We start from the raw sequence: 23518 nt of genomic DNA on the forward strand, positions 1-23518 counted from the left end.
GCGACTGAGAGGCCTGACGGTCTCGCTGCTGCGTAGGCCCGTCGTGTGCTGGGGAGTGGCTGCGGGTTCCCCCTCACTGACGATCGACCAGGGGTAGGAAGACCTCGTCGACGATGCTCTCGACGGTGGCGCGGGTCAGTGGGGGCCCGAAGATCAGCTCGTTACGGAGCAGGTCGAGCGGGACCGCAGCGACGCGTGATGTCACAGCAGCTGTTGGGATCTCGCCGCGATCGGCCGCACGATGCAGCATTGTCGTGATGAACGGCGGGGTGCTGTGCACCAATGTATTTCGTAGGTCCGCCAGCTGTGTGCCGGTCTCTTCGAAATAGGCCGCCAGACGCACCGTCATGACGGCGACAACGTCAGCGCGCTGCCGCCCGAACGCTTCGAGCAGCGCGATCACGTCCCCGCGCAGAGACCCGGTGTCGGGTGGCTCGACGTGGTTGTTGTCGTAGTAGTGCTGGATCGCCGCGCGCACCAGATCGGGTTTCGTCGACCATCTGCGGTACACCACCGGACGGCTCGTCTCCGCACGTTCCGCGACCCGTTCAAAGGTGATCGCCGCGTAGCCGACCTCGACCAACTCCGACCACGCCGCCTCGAGCAGAGCTCGATCCAATGCGGCTCCGCGGCGTCGCGTCGCCCCCGTCTTAAGACTCATTTGCGCATCCTATCCGTGCGACCTACTGTGCCTTTGAGTACACGAACGTATCTTAAAGGAGTGGCGCGTATGTCCGCATCAGTCGGTGTCTCCGCCGGGGCGTCGCCGGGCCTGGATCCAGGGGTCGTGAAGATCGCACTCGCCGTCATCGCCGGCGGAATCGCGGTCATCTTCGACGCCACCATCGTCAGCATCGCGCTGCGAGAGCTGACCACAGACCTCCACGCGTCGCTGGCAACCATCCAGTGGGTCAGCACCGCCTACCTACTGGCCATGTTCGTGGCCATACCACCGACGGGGTGGCTGCAGGACCGCCTCGGCGGCAAACGGCTGTGGATCGCGGCGCTCGGCGTGTTCATGCTGGGCTCGGTCCTCTGTGCAGTCGCCTGGGATGCACCCAGTCTCATAGCTTTCCGGGTTCTGCAGGGACTCGGGGGTGGCGTGATGATGCCACTGATGATGACGTTGATCATGCAGGCGGCCCATGGCCAGAGCATGGGCCGCCTCATGGCGCTGGTCGGACTTCCGGCTTCGCTCGGCCCGATCCTCGGACCCGTGATCGGCGGCGTGATCCTGCACTGGCTGGACTGGCCATGGCTGTTCCTCGTCAACGTCCCGTTCTGTGTGATCGGTGCGTGGCTGGCCTGGCGAATCCTGCCCGACGACGGACCGGTCGCCGGTCCAGGCCGAACCCTCGACATCGTCGGGTTGACGCTCGTCGTGCCCGGACTCGTCACGGTGATCTTCGGCCTGACGAACGTCAGCAGGACCGGTGGGTTCGCCCGTGACGACGTGTGGATCCCAGTCGTCGCCGGCGTCGCCCTGCTCGTGGCTTTCACGGTGTGGGGTGTCCGGCGAGGCAGCCGCGCACTGCTCGACATCCGTCTGCTGGCCCACGGGCCGCTTGCCGTCGGATCATTCTCGCTGGCAGTCATGTCCATCGCCCTGTACGGGTCGATGTTGATGCTCCCGCTGTACTTTCAAGAACTCCGTGGACACGGTGCGCTGGGGGCCGCGCTGATCCTCATCTCCCAGGGCGTGGGCGCACTGGTGTCGCGCACGCTGGGCGGACGGCTCACCGACGACGTCGGGCCGCGGTTCGTCGCCATCCTCGGATTCGCGATCCTCGCCGCGGCAACGGTGCCGTTCGCCCTGGCCGGCACATCGACCCCGTTGTGGTGGCTGATCGTGGTCCTGTTCATCCGTGGGGTGGGACTCGGCCTGGTGATGACACCCATCATGACCGTGTCGTTCACCGGCCTGGTGCCGACACAGATGCCCGACGCCAGCGTCATCACCCGCGTCGCCCAACAGGTCGGCGGATCATTCGGCACCGCTGTCCTCGCCGTCGTACTCGAAGCCTCGACAGTCGGTGGCCGAGACAGTGTCGCCGGGTTCCACCACGCCTTCTGGTGGGCAACAGGATTCACGCTTGTCGGAGTGATCCTCGGGTTCCTGCTGCCAACCCGGCTCGCTCTCGAGTGATCGCACCGCCGGCACTCCTCGACCGCTGTCTGACGCAGTCAGTCAGGCAATTCAGCGGAAGGTCATCAACCGACGATCGTCGGCGTGATCGACGTGCGCGTGGTCGTTGATCGAGACGACCGATGCGCCCGATGATCCGATCAGGATCTTGGTGACAGACGTGTTGATCATGGTGCGGGCGATGGCGAGCCACCGCTCATCGTCGATGCCCCACAGGCGCGCGACGACTGCGGCGATCGTGCCCGCCGATGACACGGCCACCACGGTCTTGCCCGACCCGGCGTGCGCGATGAGGTCGTCGAACGCATCGTCGGCGCGCTGCCGATACTGCGCATAGGTCTCCGACCCGACCGCGATCCGGGCGATCCAGTCCGACAGCGCCCCGTCGAGCTGGGCCTGGAATCCGCGCTCGGTCGCGTTCTCGGTCCGTTCGCGGTCCCCGAGGATGGAATCGATGTCGTACTCGTTCCAGCGCGCGTCGATCGCCGGCTCGATGATGTCCGACTGCTCATCGATGATGCGCGCCAACGTCTCTCGTTGGCGCGCCAGGTCCCCGGACACGGCGTGGTCGATACGCCCGACGCGTGCGGCGAGCGCCGAGCCGGCCCGGCGGGCCTGCTCGGCGCCCAGATCCGTGAGTCCGCCCTCGGCCTGCGCCCACGCTCCCGCGCCGTACGCCTGCGCGCGGGCCTGACCGTGCCGGACCAAGTAGAGGACTCCCATGCCCACCATCATCGCGAGGTGGCCGACTCCCGGTCCGCATCGGGTGCCGATCCGGCGCCGTCATCACCCGTCCGCGACCGTAGGAGCAGGCCGCCCGCCACCGCGGTGACCCCCAGCAGGACCGCTCCGGCGAAGGCCGCGCCGTGCAGGCCGCCGACGAATGCCTCGCGTCCGGCGTGCAGGATCTGCGCGCCGGTCTCGCCGCCCACGCGTCCCGCTGTGGCGACCGCGCCGGCGAGACTCTCCCGCGCCGACGTGTCGACGCCGGCCGCATCACTGTGGAAACTGTTGCGATACAGCATGTTCAGCACGCTGCCGAGCAGTGCGATGCCGAGGGCCCCACCCAGCTCGCTGGTCGTCTCCAGCAGGCCGGCGACCGACCCGGCCCGGTCGGCCGGCGCGACCCCGACGATGTGGTCGGCGACCAGAGCGGTCGTCGCGACGAGGCCGGCCGCGAGCAGGCCGGCGCCGACGAGCACGGCGAGCAACGACGATGTCCCCGTCGTCGTGGCCAGCACGAGGAACCCGGATGCGGCGACCGACAATCCGCCGCTGATCACCGCGGGCCTGCCGAATCGGGCCGCGAGCGTCGTCGATGCGGGCGCGGCGAACCCGACCGCAACCGTGGGTGCGAGGCTCCACAGTGCGGCGGTCAGTGGTGAGTAACCGAGCACCGACTGCAGGTACTGCGTCATCAGGATCGCGTTGCCGATGACGCCGAACATCGCGATGAGATTGATCCAGATCGAGGTCGAGAAGCGGCGATCGGAGAACAGCCGCAGATCGATCAGTGGGTGCTCGAGCCGCAGTTGTCGCACCGCGAAGGCTGTCCCGGCGAGCACCCCGGCGACGACGATCCCTCCGTTCGTGAGGCTCCACCCGTCGGTGGCCATCGACTTGATCCCTCCCACGACCGGCAGCAGTGTCGCCAATGCGAGAACCGAACTCACCAGGTCGATCTGCCGGGTCGGGTCGCCGGTTCCGGCCGGCAACAGGAGAGGTCCGACGAAGAGCAGTGCGATCATCACCGGCACGTTGATCAGGAAGACCGATCCCCACCAGAAGTGCTCCAACAGGAATCCGCTGATGATCGGTCCGACCGCGACACCGCCGGACATGACCGCCGTCCACGTCGCGATGGCGGTGGTCCGCTGCTTCGGGTCGTCGAACAGGTGCCGGATCAGCGCCAACGTCGACGGCATCAACGTCGCGCCCGCGACACCGAGCAGGGCTCGCGCCGCGATGAGCGTGGTGGCGCTGTCGGCGTAGGCGGCCAGTATCGACGCCGCGCTGAACCCGACGGCACCGATCAACAACAGGCGCCGATGCCCGATGCGATCGGCCACGGCGCCCATCGTCAGCAGCAGCCCGGCGAGGACGAACCCGTAGACATCGAAGATCCACAGTTGTTGCGCCGGGCTGGGATCGAGATCGGCGGAGATGTAGGGGACGGCGAAGAACAGGACCGAGACGTCCATGGACACCAACAGCATCGGCAGGCACAGGGCGAGCAGACCCCACCAGGGCGATCGCTGAACGAACATGACCAACTCCTAATTGTGTATGACGTCATCTGTTTATGACGTAAGCGGATAGTAGGACCTATCTGCGTACGTGACAAGCAGTTGGGTAGGATCGGGGCCATGACCAGCGACGTCGTCACCATGCCGAGGTATCTCGAGCTGCTCTGGGAGCGCGACACGAAGGTGCGCCGCGGCCCCAAGCCCGGCGTCGGCATCCGCGACATCGGTGCGGCGGGCGTGGCGATCGCCGACCGCAGCGGTCTCGACGCGGTGTCGATGAAGGCGGTGGGCGCTGCGCTCGGGATGACGACGATGTCGCTGTACCGCTACGTCGACTCCAAGGACGAGCTGTGGATGGTGATGCTCGACGAGGCCTATGGACCGGTCGAGTTGCACTGGGCCCCGGGCGACGGGTGGCGAGCGCGCGCTGATCGGTGGGCGCGTGCATTGGCCGCGTCGTTGGTGCGCCACCCGTGGGTGGTGTCGGTGCCGATGCGCCAGGCCCCGGTCACCCCGCACGTCCTGTCGTGGACCGAGGCGGGTGTGCGCGCGTTCGACGGCACGGCGCTGCCCGCCCAGGAGAAGATGTCGTCACTGCTGGTGCTCGATGGGTTCGTCCGCAACCACGTCCGACAGTCGCTGCAGCTCGGTGCGATCGCGTCCGACGGCACCGCGTCGCCCGACGACGGCGTGTACGAGGCGACGATCGAGGCCGTCGTCGACGAGACGCGGTATCCGGCGCTTCTCGCCGCGGCCCGGGAGATGCGCGACGGCGACGGCTCCGGCTTCTACGACGACGAACTCGACTTCGGACTCGGTGTCCTGCTCGACGGCCTCACCGCGCGCGTCGACGCCCGGCGGTCGCGTTAATCCGCTGTGAGCGGAATCCCTTGAATGACACGGGCCGAGTACGCGGGGCACCACTAGGTTGGGAGGCATTCCCGTATCGCAGACACCGGAGGCATCGATGGCAGATCTCCACGTGGTTCCCGCTGAGCAGACCGAGCCGGCGCGCACCGAGGGTCCGTTGATGCGCGAACTGCTCGGAGACACCCTTCGTTCGGCGCGTCGTCGCCAGGAACGCACCCTCAAGGACGTCGCCGAGCGTGCCGGCGTCTCGATGACCTATCTCTCGGAGATCGAGCGCGGCCACAAAGAGGCGTCGTCGGAGGTCATCAGCGCGATCACCCGATCCCTCGGCGGCGAACTGGTCGATCTGCTCACCGAGATGACCACACGTGCGATGCCCGTCCGTCCGACCGGCGTCGCGATGCGGGCGGTGGCCTGAGCGGCTCGCTCAGCCCCCGATGTTGGGATTGTCGTCCTCTGTGATGTCGACGCCGTTCTTGCTCGACGACGAGGTGATCGAGCTGATCGCCGAGTTCACCGAGTCGACCCCGGACGCGTCCCCGCCCTTGACCTTGTCGAAGGCGTCCTGCACGGTGTCGCCGATCTTCGCCAGCGGCGCCGCGATGGCCTTGCACAGCGTGGGGTTGGCCTTCACGTCCTCTGACGCCAGGCGCACCTCGCGTTTGATGAACAGTGCCGCGACACCGCCCTTGACGAACGCGGTCACGCGCCCGTCGGCCCCCTTGGAGAACGTGCCCGCCTTGTAGGGCTTGTAGAGGTAGCGGTGGAAGGCTCCGAACGCGAGTCCGCTGTGCAGCACGAACTTGGTCTTGGCGAACGAGGTCGTGTTGCTCGTCGGGCAGTCCGAGCCGCCCGCCTCCGACGACACGGCACTCGCCGACGGCGCGCTGCTGCTCGATGCGGAGTCCGACGAGGACTTGCAGCCGGTGGCGATCAGCGCCGGCGCCAGCAGGATCACCAGGACGAGCATCAACTTCTTCATCGCATCTGATTACCACACCGCGGCGTCACAGCCCGTAGATGTCCGAATCGGTTGCCGCGCAACCGGTCAGAACGGTCGCGAGCGAGCGGTGCGGTCAGCGGATGCCGAGACCCGGGACATCGGGTTCGGCGGTGGCGGAGGCCGCCGGCGGTTCGGTGACGACGCTGTCGGCGGCGAGGGCGGCGAACATCGCCGCGATCGCGGCCGGGTAGGTGTACTCGGTCATGGATGACCTCCAGGTGGAGCTGAAGAAGTTCTCCGGCTACCAGGTGGTATCGCTGCGTACCCGCCTGTCGTTACCGACGCGCGGCGACGATCAGCCGATCTTCTCCGGCATCGCATCGTGCACGAGCAGGGCGATCTGCACGCGGTTGTTGAACCCGAGCTTGTCGAGGATGTGGGAGATGTGGCTCTTGACGGTCGCGATCGACACGAACAGCTCTCGGGCGATCTCCGCGTTCGACGACCCCTGCGCCACCGCGACGGCCACGCGCACCTCACTCGGTGTCAGTTCGTCGATCTGGTGGGTCGCCCGGACCTTGCGTTCGTCCGGGTCGGGGTCGGTGACCTGTTCGATCAGTCGGCGCGTGACCTGCGGCGAGAGGATGGGGTCGCCGGCGACGACGGAGTGCAGCGCCGCGATCAGGTCACGGGGTGGCGTGTCCTTGAGCAGGAACCCGCTCGCGCCCGCGCGCAGCGCACGCATGACGAGGTCATCGGCGTCGAAGGTCGTCAGCATCACCACGTGGGGAGGGTCGGGGAGTGCGCGCAGCCGTTCGGCGGCGACGAGACCGTTCACGCGCGGCATGCGGATGTCCATCAGGACGATGTCGGCGCGGGTCTGCACGGCGAGGTCGGGAACGTCCTCACCGTCGGCCGACTCGCCCACGATCTCGATGTCGGGCTCACCGCTGAGCATCGTTCTCAGCCCGGCACGGACCAGCCATTCGTCGTCGACGAGCAGCAATCGGATCGGCTCAGACACCGACGGTTCCCTTCTCCCACGGCAGTTGGGCCGACAGTACGAAACGGTGTTCGACGACGCCGTGCTCGAGGGTCCCGCCCGCGAGCGTGACCCTCTCGTCGAGCCCGGCCAGGCCCGAACCGGCGCCGGGGATCTTCTCCCGGTCGCAGGTGTGGTTGAGCGGTTGACTGATGGTGATCGACAGGCCGCTGCCCGGCCCGCCGACGATGTCGACGCTGACCGGCACCGCACCGGCGTGCTTGCGCGCGTTCGTCAGGCCCTCCTGGACGACACGAAACGCCGTGCGCCCCACGACCCCGGGTACCTCGTCGCAGGCCTCGACCTCGACAACGGCGTGCACCGGACTGCCGGCCTGGCGCGCCTCGTCGAACAGGGTGTCCACCGTCGCCAACGAGTTGGTCTGCGCGGCGAGATCCTCGGAGTCGTCGCGGAGCATGGTGATGACGTCGCGGAGATCCTCGAGCATCTGGTGGACCCCGCTGCGGATGACCCCGGCGGCGCGCGCGATGTCGGCGGCCGGGGCGTCCGGTCGGTACTCCAGCGCGCCGGCGTGCACGGAGAGCAGGCTCATCCGATGGGCGAGCACATCGTGCATCTCCCGGGCGAGGCGTTCGCGTTCGACCGCTCGGGCCGCGGCGAGGCGCTCGCGCTGCTCGGACTCCGCCCGTCGCGCGCGCTCGGCCAGCGAGATCAGCAACTGGCGCCGATTGCGGATCGACGTGCCCCAGCCGACCGCGACGCTGATCATCAGCAACAGGAACAGTGTGGTGGCCCAGAAGCTGTCGGGCCCGCCGATGATGAGGTAGTTGGCCAGCCCGGTGCCCGTACCCAGGAACGCGATGCCGATCGAATAGCGCAGCGGTCGGTGCACCGAGACCGAGAAGATCGAGAGGTAGGCCGCGCCGCCGGCCGCCGCGAACGGGATCGAGAGCACGTTGATGACGATCGCGACGATCACCGGGAAGTGGCGCCGCCACAGCAGTCCGATGCAGCTCGCCACCCCCGCGACGATGTCGATGACCAACATGGTCGTGTTCGCGTCGTCGAAACGCGGCGCGACCGCGACGGCGCCGATGCCGACCGCGAGCAGGATCACCAGCGCATCGACCAGCACATCGCGCGCGGAGCGTCGTCCGGTGAGCGGACGCGGATCGTTCTCCAGTTCCGCGCGGACGGCACCGGGCAGCCACGGACGACGTGTCGCGAGGCGCACCGGGGCGTCGGAGATCAGGGCCATTGTGTGTCCATAGTGGGCCATCTCCGCGGTGACGCGCATCCGGCCAAAGGATGAACGCGCTGTGCCGATCCCTGCGACCGATGAGTTCTCCGGGCCGATGATGTCAGTACCGGTGCAAGCACACACCCCTTCGAACCCAGGAGCCCGCCGTGTCCCGCATGCTGTTCGTCAACCTGCCCGTCGCCGACGTCGCCACGTCCCGCACCTTCTTCACCGGACTCGGCCTCACGGTCAACGAGGCCTTCTCCGACGAGAACACCGTGTCGCTCGTGCTCAACGATCAGTGCACGATCATGTTGCTCAACACGCCCCGCTTCACCGACTTCATCGTCGGCGATATCTGCGACACCTCCTCGGCGCACGAGGTCTTGCTCGCGATCTCGGCGGACAGTCGCGACGAGGTCGACCATCTGGCCGACACCGCGCTCGCCGCAGGCGGGTCAGCGTGGAAGGACCCACAGGACCACGGATTCATGTTCGGCCGCAGCTTCCGAGACATCGACGGGCACGTCTGGGAGGTCGTGTGGATGGATCCTTCGGCCGTTTCCGGGTGAATCCTGAACCCGTTGGTGTCCTCTGAGCTGCACTGACAGGGCTCTGCCGGGCGATTCTCAGAAATTTTCTGTACCCGACCAAGCCGCTGCGGCACCGGCTGCGAATGCCCTACATGGAGACGCTGCTCCGCCTGTACACGGTGGAACACCGAACAAGGAGCTGCTTCCTGCGTCAGTTTCGTTGCAATCTTGTGATTGTCGCGTCCTGATGCGTCGGTTCCGTTGCGATCGAGCGCCGTTGCGTTCGGTGGGCTTCAGAGCTGTCATGATCTCGATGACTCGAAACGCAGTCGACAACGAGATTCGTTGCGGCACAGAGTGAAAAGAAGGAATCACCCCATGATGATCAAGTACCGCAAGACCGTGGTGGCCGCCGCCATCGCCGCCGTTGCCATCCTCCCCGCCGCTGCTTGCTCGAGCGACGACTCCTCTGACTCGGGCAGCTCCTCGAGCGCCGCCGCTTCGGCACCGGCCTCGTCGGCCGCCGCCGAGAGCACCCCGGCTCCCGTCGCGACCATCCCGGCACTGACCGGTCGCGACACCGCGGTTGCACTGGACACCGGCTTCACCGATGCCCTCACCGCCCTCAAGCTCACCCCCGGCGTCGTCGGTGGAGCCAAGCTGGAGAACGGCTCGCTGGTCTTCCCGATCACCGGTGGCAACGTGACCTACTACACGCCCGGCAGCATCCAGCCGTACGTGCAGGGCAAGATCGAGCACGCAGGCGCCGGCTTCTCGCTGACCGCGGGCGACACCAAGGTCGACATCACCAACCTGACCATCGATCCCGGCACCTCGAAGCTGATGGCCGACGTCGCCGTCAACGGCCAGGTCGCCGCCACCCAGGCGATCGTCTTCGACCTGGACGGCAGCACCCTGAAGCCGCTGCAGGCCAACGAGGCCGACGGCACCGCAGTCCTGGAGGGCACTCGCGTGCTGATCTCCGAGACCGCTGCCGGTCTGCTCAACCAGACCTTCAAGACCGACGCTGTGAAGGCCGGTCTGCTGGTGGGCATCGCGAAGATCACCGTCAACACCAAGTGATCTCCCGCTGCCACTAGGTAGCACGCACGAACAACATCGGCCGCCGGGTTTCGCACCCGGCGGCCGATGTGTGTGTTGGGGCGGTTCAGTCGATCGGTGCGACGGTCTCGGGCAGCCCGAATCGCGCGAAATCGCCGACCATGTCGTCGGAGAAGAACGCGATCGCGTGATCGACCTTGCCCTGCGCCGACAGTTCGAGCACCTGCAGCTGGAACGGACGGTGGACGCCGTCGGCGCCGCGCATGTACAGCCCGAACGCCGGCTGGCCGTTGGCGGTGGTGGGCAGCAGGATCTGATCGCCCGCCTTCTCGGCCGGGCAGTTGCGACGGATCAACGTGCCGATCTGTTCGCCGCCCTGGTACCAGCCGGTGAACGGCGGCATCTCCCAGATCGATTTGTCGGTGAACATCGAGACAATGGCGTCGACGTCGTAGTTCTGGAAGGCGGCGCAGTAGCGTTCCAGCGTCGCCCGCTGGGTGGCCTCGTCCGGCTCGGACATCGAATCCCGCTCGGGAGCAACCTCTTTGACCTGTGCACGGGCTCGCTGCAGGAGACTGTTCACCGTGGCGACGGTGAGGTCGAGGGTGTCGGCGACCTCGGCTGCGCGCCACTGCAGGACATCGCGCAGGATCAGGATCGCGCGCTGACGTTCCGGCAGATGCTGCAGAGCCGCGATGAACGCCAGTCGAATCGACTCCCGTGACCCGACCACGGCGGCGGGGTCAGCGGTGTCGGCGGGAGCCGCGGTGTCGCCATCGGCGAACGGCTCGAGCCAGGGGACCTCATGGTCCTGCAGGAGCGGGGCGGTCGGGTCGTACGCGTCGCCTCCCAGGCCGGATGGCAGCGGACGCTTCTTCTTCGTCTGCAGGGCGGTCAGACACGTGTTGGTGGCGATCTTGTGCAGCCACGTCCGCACCGACGCGCGCTGGTCGTAGCCGGCGTACCCGCGCCAGGCGCGGATGTAGGTCTCCTGCACGAGGTCCTCGGCGTCGTGATGCGACCCCATCATGCGGTAGCAATGCGCCATGATCTCGCGCCGATACGGCTCGGTGATCGCCAGGAAGTCGTCATCGGTCGTGGTCTGCACGGTCATGCGCAGAGATTACGGCAGAACCCGGACATCCGACCAGGGAAAGTGGTGATCAGGACGTCCAGAATCCCGCGCCGTCAGCGGTGTGGGAACCCACCCTCATCGCCTGGATCGGTCAGCGCTCTCGCGTACGCGGTGGCCGAACGCCGGTAGCGCGGTAAATGCGGGATCAAGGCCTCGAGCGCCACTCGCAACGCCTCGTCGGGCTCGCCGGCATCGCGCAGCGCCAAGGCGAGGAAGACCGCACGCGCGTCGCCGATGGACGGGTCGGGCTCGGTCGCGCGCAGCATGGTCACCGCCTCATCCACCATGCCGATGTTGCGGAGGGTGGAACCTTGCTGGATGTTCAACTGCGCGAGCCGCGGTCCTCTCAGGCCGTGCGCGCGGGCGGCCGCGTACTCGGCGGCGGCCTGCTCCTCGTATCCGCAGGAGTCGTACGCGCCACCCATCTCGAACCGGGCGTCGGGGTCATCGGGTGGACGTTCGGCGACCAGTCGCCGCATGGAGTCGATCGCACCCTGGCGATCCTCGAGATCGACAGTGCACCAGAACTCTTGGATCCGCTCCTCCCATGTGTCGGGGGCGGCGTCATGGCGGGGTTCGCTCATAGGGCTCAGATTACGGTCGGTCGAGCGATCCCGTTAGGTTGAGCGGTATGGCAGCCCTCAACGCGGTATCCCGTGGAGACGGGACACCGGTGCTCTTCCTGCACGGGTGGTCGGTCGATCACCGGATCATGCTCCCGCTCGACGAGATGGTCGCTGCACATCCGAATCCGTGGCGACGGATCTATGTCGATCTACCCGGGTTCGGGAGATCAGCTCGTGTCAACGACATCGCCCACTCCGACGACATCGCGGCTGCGATCGACACGTTCATCGACGACGAGATCGGCGACCTGCCGATGGCGGTGATCGGCAGTTCCTTCGGAGCCGGTCTGGCGCGACGACTGATGGCGCGAGATCCCCAACGGATACTCGGCTGCGCGTTGATCTGTCCGACGGCCGAGCCGATCGATGTCCGGCGGCTGCCCGCCCCTCTCGTGATCGACCGTGATGAGGCGTTACTCGCCACGCTGCATGCCGCAGATCGTGACGATTTCACGTCGACCACGGTCCGGCAAGATGCGCAGATGTGGGAACGGTTCGAGCAGTGCGTGATTCCCGGTCTTCGTGCTGCCGATCCCGATGTCGTAGAACGCATCCGACCGAGCTTGTCTGTCTCCCCGGAGGCGACCGGGCCGGCGTTCGACCGTCCTGTCCTGATGGTGATGGGCCGCAACGACACCATCGTGGGGTGGCGCGACCAGCTGGACCTGGCCGAGCACTATCCCGACTCGACGGTCGTGGTCATCGACCGGTGTGGACACAACGCTCATCTCGAACATCCGGAGATCGTCGCCGTGCATCTGCGTACCTGGTTGGATGCGCTGAGCGGCTGAGTCGTGGCGCCGTGAAACGCTGCCGAGGTCTAGATGACCGCGCTCAAGGGGGGCGGCGTGCCGTGCAGTACGTACCGCCCGAGGTGCTGGTACTTCCACCGAACCGGATCGTGCAGCGTGTGGGTGCGCGCATTACGCCAGAAGTGATGCAGGTTCAGGTCATGTGCGGCGCTTCTGGTTCCGGCCACCTCGAACAGGGCTGCCGACACCTCGTTCGCGGCGCGATCCGAGGCCACCTTCGCGGTCGCGACCGCCACCGATGCCTCGGCGGCCAGCAACACCGGATCATCGGCGGAGAGCTGCATGGCGTCGACGGCGCGTCCGGCCACCTCCAGGGTCGCCTCGGCGGAGGCGACCACCACCGACAGTTCACCGAAACGCTGGATCAGCAGCGGGTCGTCGACCGCACGCTCGACCCCCGCCTCCCACCACGGCCGCGACAGGGTGCGGACACAATCGACCGCGGAATGCAGTGCGCCGACGGCGATGCCGGTGTCGATTGCCGCATGCAGCAGTTGGGAGAACGCACCGAAACCGGTGGGGGCGTCGACCGCCGCGTGGCGCGCGATCACGTCCTGCGCGGCGACGGCGACATCGTCGAGCACGACTGTGCCGCTACCGGAGGTGCGTTGACCGAGCCCGTCCCAGTCGTCGATGATCTCGACCCCGTCGGCATCGGATCCGATGAAGACGGTGTACTCGCCCGCCGAGAGGCCGCCGGCCGGGGCGTCGAGGCGCGCCAACACGGCCAGGGTGTCGGCGTGCAGCGAACCGGTGCAGTAGAACTTGGTCCCGCGCAGGCGAAAGTGGTCGCCGTCAGGCGTTATCCGGGTCTCGACGAGGTTCGACGATGCGGTGTCGCGCTCGGCCTGCGCGTTGGCGAGCACTCCGCCGTCGAGGATGTGCGAGAACAACTTCCGGCGCTGTTCGTCTGTCCCGACGATCCTGAGCAGGTTCGCCTGCACGAAATGGCTCTGCGGGATCTGTGCGATGTTCGGATCGGCGGCGGCGAGGATGCGGAACACCTCGGCCACAGCCGACGGCGGCAGGCCGGTACCCCCGTGTTCGATGGGCACGGTGATCGCGAGCAGTCCCGACGCGGCCAGCTCGGCGATCTCCGCGTGCGGGAGACGGCGATCCCGATCCCGGGCCGCCGCCCCCGGACCGAACTTCGCGGCCAGCACGCGGGCGGAATCCGCTGCCTGCTGGTGCGTCTCGATCCGGGTGGCGGCGACCGCGGTCATGGCTAGGCCGAGACCTTCTCGGAGGCCTCGATCTCGCGGACGAGCGGCATGACCTTCTCGCCGAAGTACTCGATCTCCTCCTGGAAGTGCAGGAACCCTCCGAGGATCAGGTCGACGCCGAGCTTCTTGTAGGCGACGATGCGCTCGGCGATCTGCTCGGGCGTGCCGATCAACTGGGTCTTGAATCCGTCGTTGTACTGCACGAGGTCCTCGAACTTCGAGTCGGCCCACATGCCCTTGCCGTCGGAGGTGGACTTGCCCGCCTGCTGCACGGAGTCCCGGAAACCCTCCACCGCAGGCTTGTTCGCCTTCTCGATGATCTCGCGCAGGGTGTCGCGGGCTTCCTTCTCGGTGTCGCGGGCGATGATGAACCCGTTCAGGCCGAACTTGGTCTCGCGGTTGTGGGCCTGGGCGACCGAGCGCAGATCCTCGATCTGCTCGGTGACGCCGTCGAAGTCCTTGCCGTTGGAGAAGTACCAGTCGGCGAACTGGCCGCCGTTGCGACGGGCCGCCGACGAGTTGCCGCCCTGGAACAGCTCCGGGTTCGGGCGCTCCGGGGTGTTGAGCGGCTTGGGCTTCAGGCTGAAGTCACGGATTCGATAGAAATCGCCGGCGAACTCGACGTTGTCCTCGGTCCAGATCTTGCGGATGACCTCGAGGAACTCTGCGCTGCGCCGGTAGCGCTCGTCGTGCTCGAGCCACGGCTCGCCGAGGGCCTTGAACTCGCCGGAGAACCAGCCCGAGACGACGTTGATCGCGAAGCGACCGTTGGAGAGGTGATCGGCGGTGGCGCCGAACTTCGCCAGCACGGCGGGATGCCACAGACCGGGGTGGATCGCGGTGATCACCTTGAGCTTCTCGGTCGCCATCAGCAGCGCGAGCGAGAACGACGTCGACTCGTGCTGGAACTCGGCACCGTAGGACGCCATGTACCGCACCTGCGACAGCGCGTACTCGAACCCGACCTTCTCGGCGGTCTGCGCGAGCTTCTTGTTGTACTCGAACTCCCAGTTGGTGCGCTGCTCGATCTCACTCGTGACGAGACCGCCGCTGACGTTGGGGACCCAATACGCGAACTTGACCTCGTCCGCGATCTTCTCGGTGCTCATTGCTGCTCTTTCTTGTCGACGATCGATCGATGAATACTCGGCGCTCGCTGCGTCACGACGCGCCCGACGGCTCCAGGGTAGGCAGGAACGCCCCCCGGACAGGTTCGGTGGACTCGGGCCCGGAATCGAGCAGGCCCCGCCGATGCAGCGCCGGGCGCACGCCCTCGCCCACGTGATAGGCCTCCTCGACGTGGGGGTAGCCCGAGAGGATGAAGTGGTCGATGCCGAGGTCGGCGTACTCGGAGATGCGCTCGGCGACCTCGTCGTACGACCCGACCAGGGCGGTGCCCGCGCCGCCACGCACAAGGCCGACGCCGCTCCACAGGTTCGGGTAGATCTCCAGGGCGCGGGCGTCGCCGCCTGCGACGTAGGCGTCCCCGCCGCCGTGCAGGTCCCGCATCCGGCGCTGCCCCTCGGACTCGGACCGACGCAATGACGCCTGGGCGTTCTCGATGACGGTCGGATCCAGGGAGCTCAGCAGCCGGTCGGCCTCGGCCCACGCGGCCTCGGAGGTCTCGCGGGCGATGACGTGCAGCCGGATCCCGAATCCCGGCGACCGGTCCAGCGGGGCTGCGAGCCCGCGGATCCAGTCGAGCTTGTCGGCGACGGCGGCCGGCGGCTCACCCCAGGTGAGGTAGGTGTCGGCGTGCGCCGCGGCGACGGCACCCGCGGCGGGCGACGATCCGCCGAAGAAGATCGGGGGCAGCGGGTCCGGGCGACGGGCCAGCGACGCGCCCTCGACCCGCAGGTGCTTGCCGTTGAACGACAACGGCTCGTCGGACGTCCACAGCCGGTTGATGATGTCGAGGTACTCCCCGCACCGTTCGTATCGGGCGTCCTTGGAGAGGAAGTCGCCGAAGGCGCGCTGCTCGCTCGACTCGCCGCCGGTGACGACATTGAGCAGCAACCGCCCCTTCGATTGCCACTGCAGAGTCGCGGCCATTTGCGCCGAGAGCGTCGGACTGGTCAGTCCAGGACGAAGCGCAACAAGGAATTTGAGGGTCTCGGTCGTCTCCACGAGCATCGCTGTCGATAGCCACGCGTCCTCGCACCACAGCCCCGTCGGGGTGAGCACCGACTCGAATCCGTTGACCTCGGCGGCCCCGGCGAGCTGCTTGAGGTAGCGCAGGTCGGCAGGTCGGTCGCCCGACATCGACGACCCGTGGCCGCCGGCCATCAGGTTCCGGGAGTCCCCGTAGGTGGGTAGGAACCAGTGGAGACGAACAGACACACGGACACCTTTCGCGAGACGGGATTCGCCGGAGGAGACATCAGGTCGTGCAGGCGAGGTCGCCCACCAGTCTCACCGGCCGGGGGCCGCGGGCCTGGCCTTTGAATCGTTGTGATCGCAACCCAAGGGCGGGCCTGTGAGCTGGATACAATCCGCGCACAGCCCCTCTACCTGCGGGTGCGCGGAATCGGCCGCGGAGGCGCTGTCCTTTGCCGCCGACTGTTCATGTTGCTAGATTGGCGTTCATGCCGAGCTCGACGTCGCACATCCCGGAGGTCACCTACGTGATCACCGCATTGGGCTGCCGTCTGCCGTTCGTGCGTCTCTTCTGTTGTTGAGCGTTCTGACCCGACCCCGAGTCCGCCGATCCCCGGCCGTTCGGAGATTCAGACATTCGCTCCCGTACCTGCGCTTTCCGCGTTCGGTGTGGCAGATTCAACGAGGACGACATGACCACGACGCTCGACCACCTCTCCAATCGCACTCGACAGCCCGCAGCGGCACGTCCGACCGAACAGCCGGCTCGTCCGCCTGCGCGACGTACACGCCAGGGCGGTCCGCTGGCCTACGGCGGCTCGCGGGCCCTCAACGCCGGAGCGGCGACCGGGCCGCTGCACACGAGGACGCCGAAAATTCACATCGCAACCCCGCAGCTGCACCTGTCGACGAAACCGTCGGCCGTCGTGCTGCGCACTGCGCGTTTGCAGGGCCCGATCTTCCGTGACGACGCCGCGGCCCAGTCGGGTCTGAGCATCTCGACGGTGAACCGGCAGGTCAGCGCCTTGCTGAAGGCCGGCCTTCTGCGTGAGCGCGCCGATCTGGCCCCCGCGGGTGCCATCGGCCGCCCCCGCCTCCCGTTCGAACTCAACGTCGACAGCTTCCTGACCGTGGGGATTCACATCGGGCTCAAGGTCACGTCGATCACGACCCACGATCTACTGCACCGGGTGGTCGGGGCGATTCAGATCCCGACCCCGGCCGGCGACTCCGCCGAGCAGACCCTCACCGCGATCGGCGTGAGCGCGCGCCGCTTCGCCTCGCGGTGGCCCGGTCAGCGTGTGCTGTGGACCGGTGTCGCCATCGGAGGCCGGGTCTCGGAGGGCGGGCTCGTCGACCATCCGCGGCTGGGCTGGACCGGCGCCCCGGTCGGCCCGGTGCTCTCGCAGGCGCTCGGACTGCCGGTGTCGGTGGCCTCGCACGTCGAGGCGATGGCCGCGGCCGAGCTGCTGGTCAACCCCAAGGACGAGAGCGGCAGCTTCCTGTACTTCTACGCCCGCGAGATGGTGGGCATCGCCTTCACGGTCGGCGGCACGGTCTACACCCCGACCGCCGGTCCGCCGGTCATCGGTCACTTCCCGAGCGGACCCACCACCCTGCTCGATCCGAACCGCACCGGGCAGCTCGAACCGTCGGCGAGTGACACCGGCGTCGTCGAGGCCGCTCGGGCCGCAGGCTTGTCCGTCGAGAACATCGAGGACGTCCATGCGGCTGCTGCCGCGGACAACCCGACCGCATCGGCGATCCTGCTCGAACGCGCCGAGGTGCTCGGCCGCGCGGTGTCGCTGGTGGCCGACATCTTCAACCCCGACCACGTGATCCTGGGTGGTCAGGCGTTCACCGACTCCCCGTCGACGTTGCCCGCTGTCGCCAGGGCCGTGCGCAACACCCCAGCCGCCCCGAACCGCGACGTCCGGGTGACGCGTGCCGGTGCGTCTGTGCAGCAGCAGGCCGCGGGCGCGGTGTCGCTCGACGCCGTCTACAGCGATCCGCTGGAGGCCCTGGCACTCACCGCGTGAGTGCGGGGGCCCGATCGGGGTCGTCGGTGAAATCGACCGCGGTGGCCTGACTGCCGACGGCGGTGAGGACCGCCACCACGACGGCCGCCGCGGCGACGGTGACCGACAGGGCCATCGGGTATCCCCACTTCTCGGAGAGATGTTGCTGCAGCGGCAGATTGAGTGCTGCGATGACGTTGCCGAGCTGGTAGGTGACGCCGGGATAGAAGCCGCGGATCGCGTTCGGCGACATCTCCGACAGATGCGCGGGTACCGCGGCCCATGCCCCCTGGGTTGCGGCCTGGATGAGAAACGAACCGAGACAGAGCATCCCTGCGGTGGTCGAGTAGGCGAAGATCGGGATGATCGGCAACGTCAGCACCGCGCCGACGATGATCGCGCCCTTCCGTCCGATGCGGTCCGACGCCCATCCCAGGATGAACCCACCGATGATCGCGCCCACGTTGTAGAGGACGGCGATCCAGGTCGCGGTCGTCGCGTCGAGACCGGCTCCGCGGTTCTCGTCGGACTTCAGGAACGTCGGGTAGATGTCCTGCGTGCCGTGGGAGAGAAAGTTGAACGCGGCCATCAGGATCACCAGGAAGACGAACCGGCGCAGCACCTTCGGGTTGAGGAAGACTGTGCGCACCGAGGTGTTGTTGCGCTCGAGTGTGGCCTTGGTCGAGACCCACACCTGCGACTCCGACACGTTCATCCGGATGATCAGGCTGACCAGTGCGGGCAGGAGTGAGAGCGCGAACAACCACCGCCAGCTCAGCCCCAGCCAGGAGTGGACCAGGAGGAACGCAACCGACGCGAGGAGGTAGCCGCCCGCGTAGCCGCCCTGCAGGATGCCGGAGAAGAACCCTCGGCGGTGTGCGGGCACCTTCTCCATCGACAGGGCCGCGCCGAGTCCCCACTCGCCGCCCATGCCGAGTCCGTAGAGCAGTCGCAGGGCGAAGAGCACCCAGTAGTTCGGCGCGAACGCGCAACAGAAGCCGACCACCGAGTAGAAGCAGACATCGACGATCAGCGGGGTGCGGCGGCCGACCTTGTCGGCCCAGATGCCGAACAGGTACGCCCCGACCGGTCGCATCACCAGGGTGACGGTCGTCAGATACGCCATCTTCTCCAGCGAGACACCGAAGTCGTCGGCGATCTCCTTGTAGACCAGGACCAGGATGAAGTAGTCGAAGGCGTCCATCGTCCAGCCGAGATAACTGGCGACGAACGCCGAACGCTGATCGGAATCGAGTTTGTCGCTGCTGGTCGTCGCCATGTCGTCCGCCCGTCCCGCGCCGGTAGTAGTACCTGTCCCTAAGGACTTACCGGAGTGGCGATGAAACGCCAAGCGGCGCGGGCGCTTTGACCGACTTGCGAGCTATGTGGTCGGGTTTGTGGACGGGGAGGCCGTGACCGCCCGGCGCTCCCGGCGGCGTCGGATGATGCCCGCCGTGCGTCCTGCGGCCACCAGACACACCGTCAGCGCGACGACGCCGTGCCCGGCGAAAATGTACGCGGCCGGGGCGGCGATCAGGTAGGCGAGGAGATCGCAGACGAGATCGGCCGTGCTCGACGGGGTCCGGTCCTCGTCTGCGGTCAGCCGACGTGACTCGTCGTCGACCCTGAGCAGGGCGAGCAGCGCCGCGGCGTTGACCGCGGAGTAGACGACCACCGCGATCCCGCCGGTGCTTCCGTGCTGGCCGAGCAGGGCGGCCGCGAACGGCATGACGGTGATGGTGAACAGCAGGGTGATCGTGCGACGGACCAACGCGGGCGTACAGGTGACGACGTGCCGCATCTCCCGGTGATGGCGTACCCAGTACTTCGCGATCAGGTAGAAGCTCAACGCGAACGCGACATAGCTCGGCCACTGTTCTCCGATCGCCCGTGTCAGCTCGGCAGAGGTGACGTCCGAGGCGAGTTCGGGGACCTTCAGATCGATGGCCAACAGCGTCATGGCGATGGCGAACACCGCATCGGTGAGCGCGAACAGACGCAGGGCAGCACGCTCGTCGGCCGGTGTCGGCTTCTCGGTCACCGGCGAAGCCTACCGAGACGAACAGGCGCCGCACCCCGTGGAGAGGTACGGCGCCCGGTCGCGCGATATCGGCGTCAGTCGGCGGTGCGCTTGTTGTAGGCGCGCAGGGCGAACGGCGCGATGACGACGGTGAGGGCCACCGCCCAGATGACGGTCGAGAGAACCGGGTGATGCAACGGCAGCTGGGCGCCCGGGGCGGCGGCCGGCCCGTTGCCCCAGAGTTCGCGCATGGCCTGAACGAGCGACGAGATCGGGTTCCACTCGGCGATCACCCGGAGCCAGGTCGGCATCGGGCCGGTCGGGACAAAGGTGTTGGCCAGGAACGTCACCGGGAACAGTGCGGTGAACATGACGCCGTTGACCGCCTCGACCGACCGCATCAGCGAACCGACGAGGATGCCGAACCAGATCATCGCGAAGCCGAACAGCAGGATCAGCGCGAACGCGAGGACGGCGTCTAGCACGCCGTTGCGGATGCGCCACCCGATCAGCAGTCCGGTCACGGCCATCACCGCGATACCGATCGACGAGTGCAACAGACTCGCGATGCTGCGGCCGATCAACACCGACGAGCGTGCGATCGGCAGCGACCGGAACCGGTCGATGATCCCCTTGTCGAGGTCGGACGTGATGCCCGCGGCGACGATGAACGCCGAGAAGACGATCGTCTGGCCCATGATCCCGGGCAGCAGGAACTCGCGGTACGAGACGCCGCCGGTGTCGGTGATCGAGGCGCCGAACACGAATGCGAACAACAGGACGAACATGATCGGCTGGACCGTCACGTCCGACAGCATCTCCGGTTGCCGTTTGGTGTGGATCAGGTTGCGCTTGACCATGATCCACGACTGCTGCGCGAGGTTGGTCGAGGTGATGTCGGGTCGGGTCGACGGTGCGGTCGGTGCCGCTGCGGTGGTGGTCATGCCGAGGTCTCCAGGGTGTCGGTGTCGGAATCGTCTTCGGTGCGATGACCTGTGAGGGACAGGAACACGTCGTCGAGGCTGGGGCGCGAGAGGCCGATGTCGTCGACCTCGATGCCGCTCTCGGTGAACCACCCGATGATGCGGTTCATGTCGGCCAGGCCGTCCGCGGGTGCGGTCAGGCGGCGCGCGCCGAGGTCGACGAACACCTCGCCGCCGGTCTTGCGGAGCAACGCCTCGGCCGGGGCGATGTCGTCGGAATGCGAGACGGTCAGCACCAGGCTGGCCTTGCCCGCCTGCTCCTTGAGCTGCAACGGCGAGCCCTCGGCGATGATCGTCCCCTTGTCGATGACGACGATGTTGTCGGCGAGCTGATCGGCCTCCTCGAGGTACTGCGTGGTCAGCAGCAACGTGGTGCCCTGCTTCACCAGACCGCGCAGGACGTCCCACAGCTCGGATCGGCTACGCGGGTCGAGCCCGGTGGTGGGTTCGTCGAGAAACAGCACCGGGGGAGCGGCGAGCAGGCTGACCGCGAGGTCGATCCGTCGCCGCATGCCACCGGAGTAGGACTTCACGGTCCGGTCGGCGGCGTCGGACAACGAGAACTGTTCGAGCAACTCGCCACTGATCTTCTTGAGCTGCTTACGCGAGATCCCGTACAGCCCGCCGATCATCGCGATGTTCTCGCGACCGGTGAGCAACTCGTCGACCGTCGCGGCCTGACCGGTGAGGCCCATGCTGCGTCGGACCATGTCCGGGTTCTCCCGGACGTCGTAGCCGGCGACGCGCGCGGTACCGCTGGTCGGTGGGGTGAGGGTGGTCATCATGCGGACGGTGGTGGTCTTCCCGGCGCCGTTGGGGCCGAGCAGTCCCAGGACCGAGCCCTGCGGGACGGTGAAGCTCACCCCGTCGACCGCGGTGTTGTCGTCGAACTTCTTGACCAGGTCGATGGCTTCGATCGCGAGGGCGGAACCGGGTGCGGACATGCCGCCAAAGGTAGCGGCAGAGTCGGACAAATTGCCATCGTTTTTCGGCGGGACGGCGCCGAGGTCGGCGCGGTCTGTGGTGGGTGCTGGCATCGGGCTCTCCTCGAGGATGCGGGTGTGCAGATACCGACCACGCGGGCGCGCGGAACTCATCGGTCGTCACCCGTTCATCGTCCCCGGGGCGCAGAATCCGACGCTCGCGGCGAGAAGGGCCGGTTACGGTACCGTAGGTTTCGTGAAGGTGACGGTGGAGAACGCGGACGAGGTCTACGACTTCTACACCGAGCATCAGCAGCCACGACTCAAGGCGCGGTTCGCCTACGTCGCGCTCGCCGCCAAGTTCCGGCCCCGGGTCTCTTTCGACGGCGATGCCCGCGCGGAGATCAAACGCCTGATCGGCGACGACGTGCGGTTGGTCATCTGCATCAACCACCTGTCCAGCAGGGACCAGTACATCGCTGCCGCGGCGGTCGCGAGATCCCCGATCCGACGGCTCATCGGACGCATCCGGGTGCTCGCGAAGAACGATCTGTTCGACGATCCGAAGCAGCGCGCGAACCTCGACATGATGGGCTGCATCCCCGTCTTCCGCGCCCGCGACAACCATCCCGAGACCGCCGCGGCGGCGAGCCGCCGCATGATCGCGGTGTGCGTCGAACGCGGTGTCCGCGGTGACAGCTTCGCGATCTTCCCCGAGGGAACCCGCAACGACACCGACCCGTCGACGCTGCTACCGCTCGCGTCCGGGGTCGGTCAGATCGCGGTGGGGATCGCGGCACAGGCCCCGGTCGCGGTCCTCCCGCTCGCCATCGCGTATCGCGACGGCTCGTCCGTCGGTGCCGAGGTCGTGTGGGGAATGCCGCGTGTCGTCTCCGCCGACGAATCGGTCGCCGACGTCACCGGCGCGTTGCGCCCACATCTGCAGGCCACGGTCGATCGGGCCCGCGCACGGTTGCGGCGCTGACGCCGATCCGACCGGCGTCGAGCGGCCCTCAGGCGCCGATCGACCCGACCCACAGGTCGGGAACCAGCCGGTAGCCGTCGTCCACGCGGCGGACGAGGGTGACCCCCGGGAACTCCGTGTGCGCGCCGGCGATGCGGATACCGTCGCGGTCGGCCTCGGCGAACAACGTCCTGCGCGCGTCCACCGCGGCGTCGGGGTCGACGTCGAAGATGACCGAGGCGTCTGGCCGTGGGCCCTGTACGGCGGGGACGTGCACGATGTCGCCGACGACGAGGATCGCGTCGGCACCGCTGCCGACCCGGTATCCGCTGTGTCCGGGCGTGTGTCCGGTCAACGGAACGGCGGTGATGTCCGGCGCGACGAGCTGTTCGCAGTCGAAGGTGCGCAGCCGATCCCGATAGGGCGCCACCGCCGCGGCGGCGCCCCGCCGGGTCACCGACTCTGCCCAGGGTGGGTCGTCGTCCGACGGGGTCCCGATCTCACCGCCGAGCCAGTGATCGACCTCCGCGGCGTGCACGACCACCTCTGCGTTCGGAAAACGAGCCGTGCCGTCCCCGTCGATCAGCCCGCCGCAGTGGTCGAGATGGAGATGTGTCAACAACACCGTGCCCACCTCGTCGGCGCCGACACCGATCGACGACAACGCCCACGGG

The 23518-nt window shown here is 67.5% G+C and carries 25 protein-coding genes; 8 read left to right on the top strand and 17 right to left on the bottom strand.

Features of this window, described 5'->3' with window-relative positions:
- Window positions 1-73: 73 nt before the first annotated feature.
- Window positions 74-661, bottom strand: a complete 588-nt coding sequence (locus JHC79_RS11320) for a TetR/AcrR family transcriptional regulator (RefSeq protein ID WP_296390714.1) — start codon at window positions 659-661, stop codon at window positions 74-76.
- Between the two features lie 69 nt (window positions 662-730).
- Here JHC79_RS11320 and JHC79_RS11325 point away from each other — a divergent pair, with 69 nt between their 5' ends.
- The gene (locus JHC79_RS11325) at window positions 731-2146 is read left to right on the top strand and encodes an MDR family MFS transporter (protein ID WP_296390716.1); all 1416 of its coding nucleotides are present in this window, start codon (window positions 731-733) and stop codon (window positions 2144-2146) included.
- Between the two features lie 51 nt (window positions 2147-2197).
- On the opposite strand, the gene JHC79_RS11330 is transcribed toward JHC79_RS11325, so the two are convergent.
- Together JHC79_RS11330 and JHC79_RS11335 are read right to left on the bottom strand one after the other, a co-directional pair.
- The gene (locus JHC79_RS11330) at window positions 2198-2869 is read right to left on the bottom strand and encodes a histidine phosphatase family protein (RefSeq protein ID WP_296390718.1); all 672 of its coding nucleotides are present in this window, start codon (window positions 2867-2869) and stop codon (window positions 2198-2200) included.
- A gap of 8 nt (window positions 2870-2877) precedes the next feature.
- Window positions 2878-4413 (bottom strand): MFS transporter, encoded by a 1536-nt coding sequence (locus JHC79_RS11335; protein ID WP_296390720.1) that lies wholly within the window; start codon window positions 4411-4413, stop codon window positions 2878-2880.
- Window positions 4414-4512: 99 nt separating this feature from the next.
- Here JHC79_RS11335 and JHC79_RS11340 point away from each other — a divergent pair, with 99 nt between their 5' ends.
- Both JHC79_RS11340 and JHC79_RS11345 read left to right on the top strand, forming a co-directional pair.
- The gene (locus tag JHC79_RS11340; protein WP_296390723.1) at window positions 4513-5262 is read left to right on the top strand and encodes a TetR/AcrR family transcriptional regulator; all 750 of its coding nucleotides are present in this window, start codon (window positions 4513-4515) and stop codon (window positions 5260-5262) included.
- A 97-nt stretch (window positions 5263-5359) separates the two neighbouring features.
- Complete coding sequence (locus tag JHC79_RS11345) at window positions 5360-5680, top strand: helix-turn-helix transcriptional regulator (protein WP_296390725.1); 321 nt, start codon at window positions 5360-5362, stop codon at window positions 5678-5680.
- 9 nt (window positions 5681-5689) lie between these two features.
- Here JHC79_RS11345 and JHC79_RS11350 read toward each other — a convergent pair whose 3' ends face one another.
- The 4 genes from JHC79_RS11350 to JHC79_RS11365 all read right to left on the bottom strand — a co-directional run bounded on the left by JHC79_RS11350 (window position 5690) and on the right by JHC79_RS11365 (window position 8466).
- Window positions 5690-6244: a hypothetical protein gene (locus JHC79_RS11350; protein ID WP_296390727.1), complete on the bottom strand. Its 555-nt coding sequence runs from the start codon at window positions 6242-6244 to the stop codon at window positions 5690-5692.
- A gap of 94 nt (window positions 6245-6338) precedes the next feature.
- Complete coding sequence (locus JHC79_RS11355) at window positions 6339-6470, bottom strand: hypothetical protein (RefSeq protein WP_296390728.1); 132 nt, start codon at window positions 6468-6470, stop codon at window positions 6339-6341.
- Between the two features lie 90 nt (window positions 6471-6560).
- Entirely contained in the window at window positions 6561-7229 is a 669-nt protein-coding gene (locus JHC79_RS11360; protein WP_296390731.1) for a response regulator transcription factor, read from the bottom strand.
- Window positions 7222-8466: a histidine kinase gene (locus JHC79_RS11365; protein ID WP_296390733.1), complete on the bottom strand. Its 1245-nt coding sequence runs from the start codon at window positions 8464-8466 to the stop codon at window positions 7222-7224. Before JHC79_RS11365 ends, JHC79_RS11360 begins: the two co-directional genes overlap by 8 nt.
- Before the next feature lie 149 nt (window positions 8467-8615).
- On the opposite strand from JHC79_RS11365, the gene JHC79_RS11370 reads away from it, so the two are divergent.
- Window positions 8616-9020 carry a VOC family protein gene (locus tag JHC79_RS11370; RefSeq protein WP_296390736.1) on the top strand — a complete coding sequence of 135 codons (405 nt, stop codon included), beginning with the start codon at window positions 8616-8618 and terminating at the stop codon, window positions 9018-9020.
- Between the two features lie 339 nt (window positions 9021-9359).
- Window positions 9360-10064: a hypothetical protein gene (locus JHC79_RS11375; protein ID WP_296390737.1), complete on the top strand. Its 705-nt coding sequence runs from the start codon at window positions 9360-9362 to the stop codon at window positions 10062-10064.
- A gap of 85 nt (window positions 10065-10149) precedes the next feature.
- Here JHC79_RS11375 and JHC79_RS11380 read toward each other — a convergent pair whose 3' ends face one another.
- Window positions 10150-11157, bottom strand: coding sequence for a sigma-70 family RNA polymerase sigma factor (locus JHC79_RS11380; protein WP_296390739.1), 1008 nt, complete (start codon window positions 11155-11157; stop codon window positions 10150-10152).
- A 74-nt stretch (window positions 11158-11231) separates the two neighbouring features.
- Entirely contained in the window at window positions 11232-11762 is a 531-nt protein-coding gene (locus tag JHC79_RS11385; RefSeq protein WP_296390741.1) for a tetratricopeptide repeat protein, read from the bottom strand.
- Window positions 11763-11809: 47 nt separating this feature from the next.
- Here JHC79_RS11385 and JHC79_RS11390 point away from each other — a divergent pair, with 47 nt between their 5' ends.
- Window positions 11810-12595: an alpha/beta hydrolase gene (locus JHC79_RS11390; RefSeq protein ID WP_296390743.1), complete on the top strand. Its 786-nt coding sequence runs from the start codon at window positions 11810-11812 to the stop codon at window positions 12593-12595.
- A gap of 29 nt (window positions 12596-12624) precedes the next feature.
- On the opposite strand, the gene JHC79_RS11395 is transcribed toward JHC79_RS11390, so the two are convergent.
- From JHC79_RS11395 to JHC79_RS11405, 3 genes are read right to left on the bottom strand one after another with little or no spacing between them, the layout of a single operon-like run.
- A complete protein-coding gene (locus JHC79_RS11395; RefSeq protein WP_296390745.1) occupies window positions 12625-13839 on the bottom strand; it encodes an SfnB family sulfur acquisition oxidoreductase in 1215 nt (404 codons plus the stop codon).
- Between the two features lie 2 nt (window positions 13840-13841).
- Complete coding sequence (gene sfnG, locus JHC79_RS11400; protein WP_296390747.1) at window positions 13842-14948, bottom strand: dimethylsulfone monooxygenase SfnG; 1107 nt, start codon at window positions 14946-14948, stop codon at window positions 13842-13844.
- A gap of 52 nt (window positions 14949-15000) precedes the next feature.
- Entirely contained in the window at window positions 15001-16179 is a 1179-nt protein-coding gene (locus JHC79_RS11405) for an LLM class flavin-dependent oxidoreductase (RefSeq protein WP_296390750.1), read from the bottom strand.
- Window positions 16180-16811: 632 nt separating this feature from the next.
- Here JHC79_RS11405 and JHC79_RS11410 point away from each other — a divergent pair.
- Window positions 16812-17975: an ROK family transcriptional regulator gene (locus JHC79_RS11410; protein WP_366782650.1), complete on the top strand. Its 1164-nt coding sequence runs from the start codon at window positions 16812-16814 to the stop codon at window positions 17973-17975.
- Here JHC79_RS11410 and JHC79_RS11415 read toward each other — a convergent pair.
- The 4 genes from JHC79_RS11415 to JHC79_RS11430 form a co-directional block, all read right to left on the bottom strand.
- Window positions 17965-19233 (bottom strand): MFS transporter, encoded by a 1269-nt coding sequence (locus tag JHC79_RS11415; RefSeq protein WP_296390754.1) that lies wholly within the window; start codon window positions 19231-19233, stop codon window positions 17965-17967. The two genes, JHC79_RS11410 and JHC79_RS11415, sit on opposite strands and share 11 nt — an antisense overlap.
- 102 nt (window positions 19234-19335) lie before the next feature.
- Window positions 19336-19995 (bottom strand): TMEM175 family protein, encoded by a 660-nt coding sequence (locus tag JHC79_RS11420; RefSeq protein ID WP_296390755.1) that lies wholly within the window; start codon window positions 19993-19995, stop codon window positions 19336-19338.
- A 74-nt stretch (window positions 19996-20069) separates the two neighbouring features.
- Window positions 20070-20918 carry an ABC transporter permease gene (locus JHC79_RS11425; protein WP_296390757.1) on the bottom strand — a complete coding sequence of 283 codons (849 nt, stop codon included), beginning with the start codon at window positions 20916-20918 and terminating at the stop codon, window positions 20070-20072.
- On the bottom strand, window positions 20915-21901 hold the full coding sequence (locus JHC79_RS11430; protein WP_296390759.1) for an ATP-binding cassette domain-containing protein: 987 nt from the start codon (window positions 21899-21901) through the stop codon (window positions 20915-20917). The genes JHC79_RS11425 and JHC79_RS11430 overlap by 4 nt, the downstream gene beginning before the upstream one ends.
- 235 nt (window positions 21902-22136) lie before the next feature.
- Between JHC79_RS11430 and JHC79_RS11435 the strand changes: the two genes are divergently transcribed.
- The gene (locus JHC79_RS11435) at window positions 22137-22865 is read left to right on the top strand and encodes a 1-acyl-sn-glycerol-3-phosphate acyltransferase (protein ID WP_296390761.1); all 729 of its coding nucleotides are present in this window, start codon (window positions 22137-22139) and stop codon (window positions 22863-22865) included.
- Window positions 22866-22893: 28 nt separating this feature from the next.
- Here JHC79_RS11435 and JHC79_RS11440 read toward each other — a convergent pair.
- Window positions 22894-23518, bottom strand: a 625-nt coding sequence (locus JHC79_RS11440; RefSeq protein WP_296390763.1) for an MBL fold metallo-hydrolase, incomplete at its 5' end; no start/stop codon positions are given.

It is taken from the genome of Williamsia sp., from assembly GCF_016462415.1.
Classification (GTDB): Bacteria; Actinomycetota; Actinomycetes; order Mycobacteriales; family Mycobacteriaceae; genus Williamsia_A.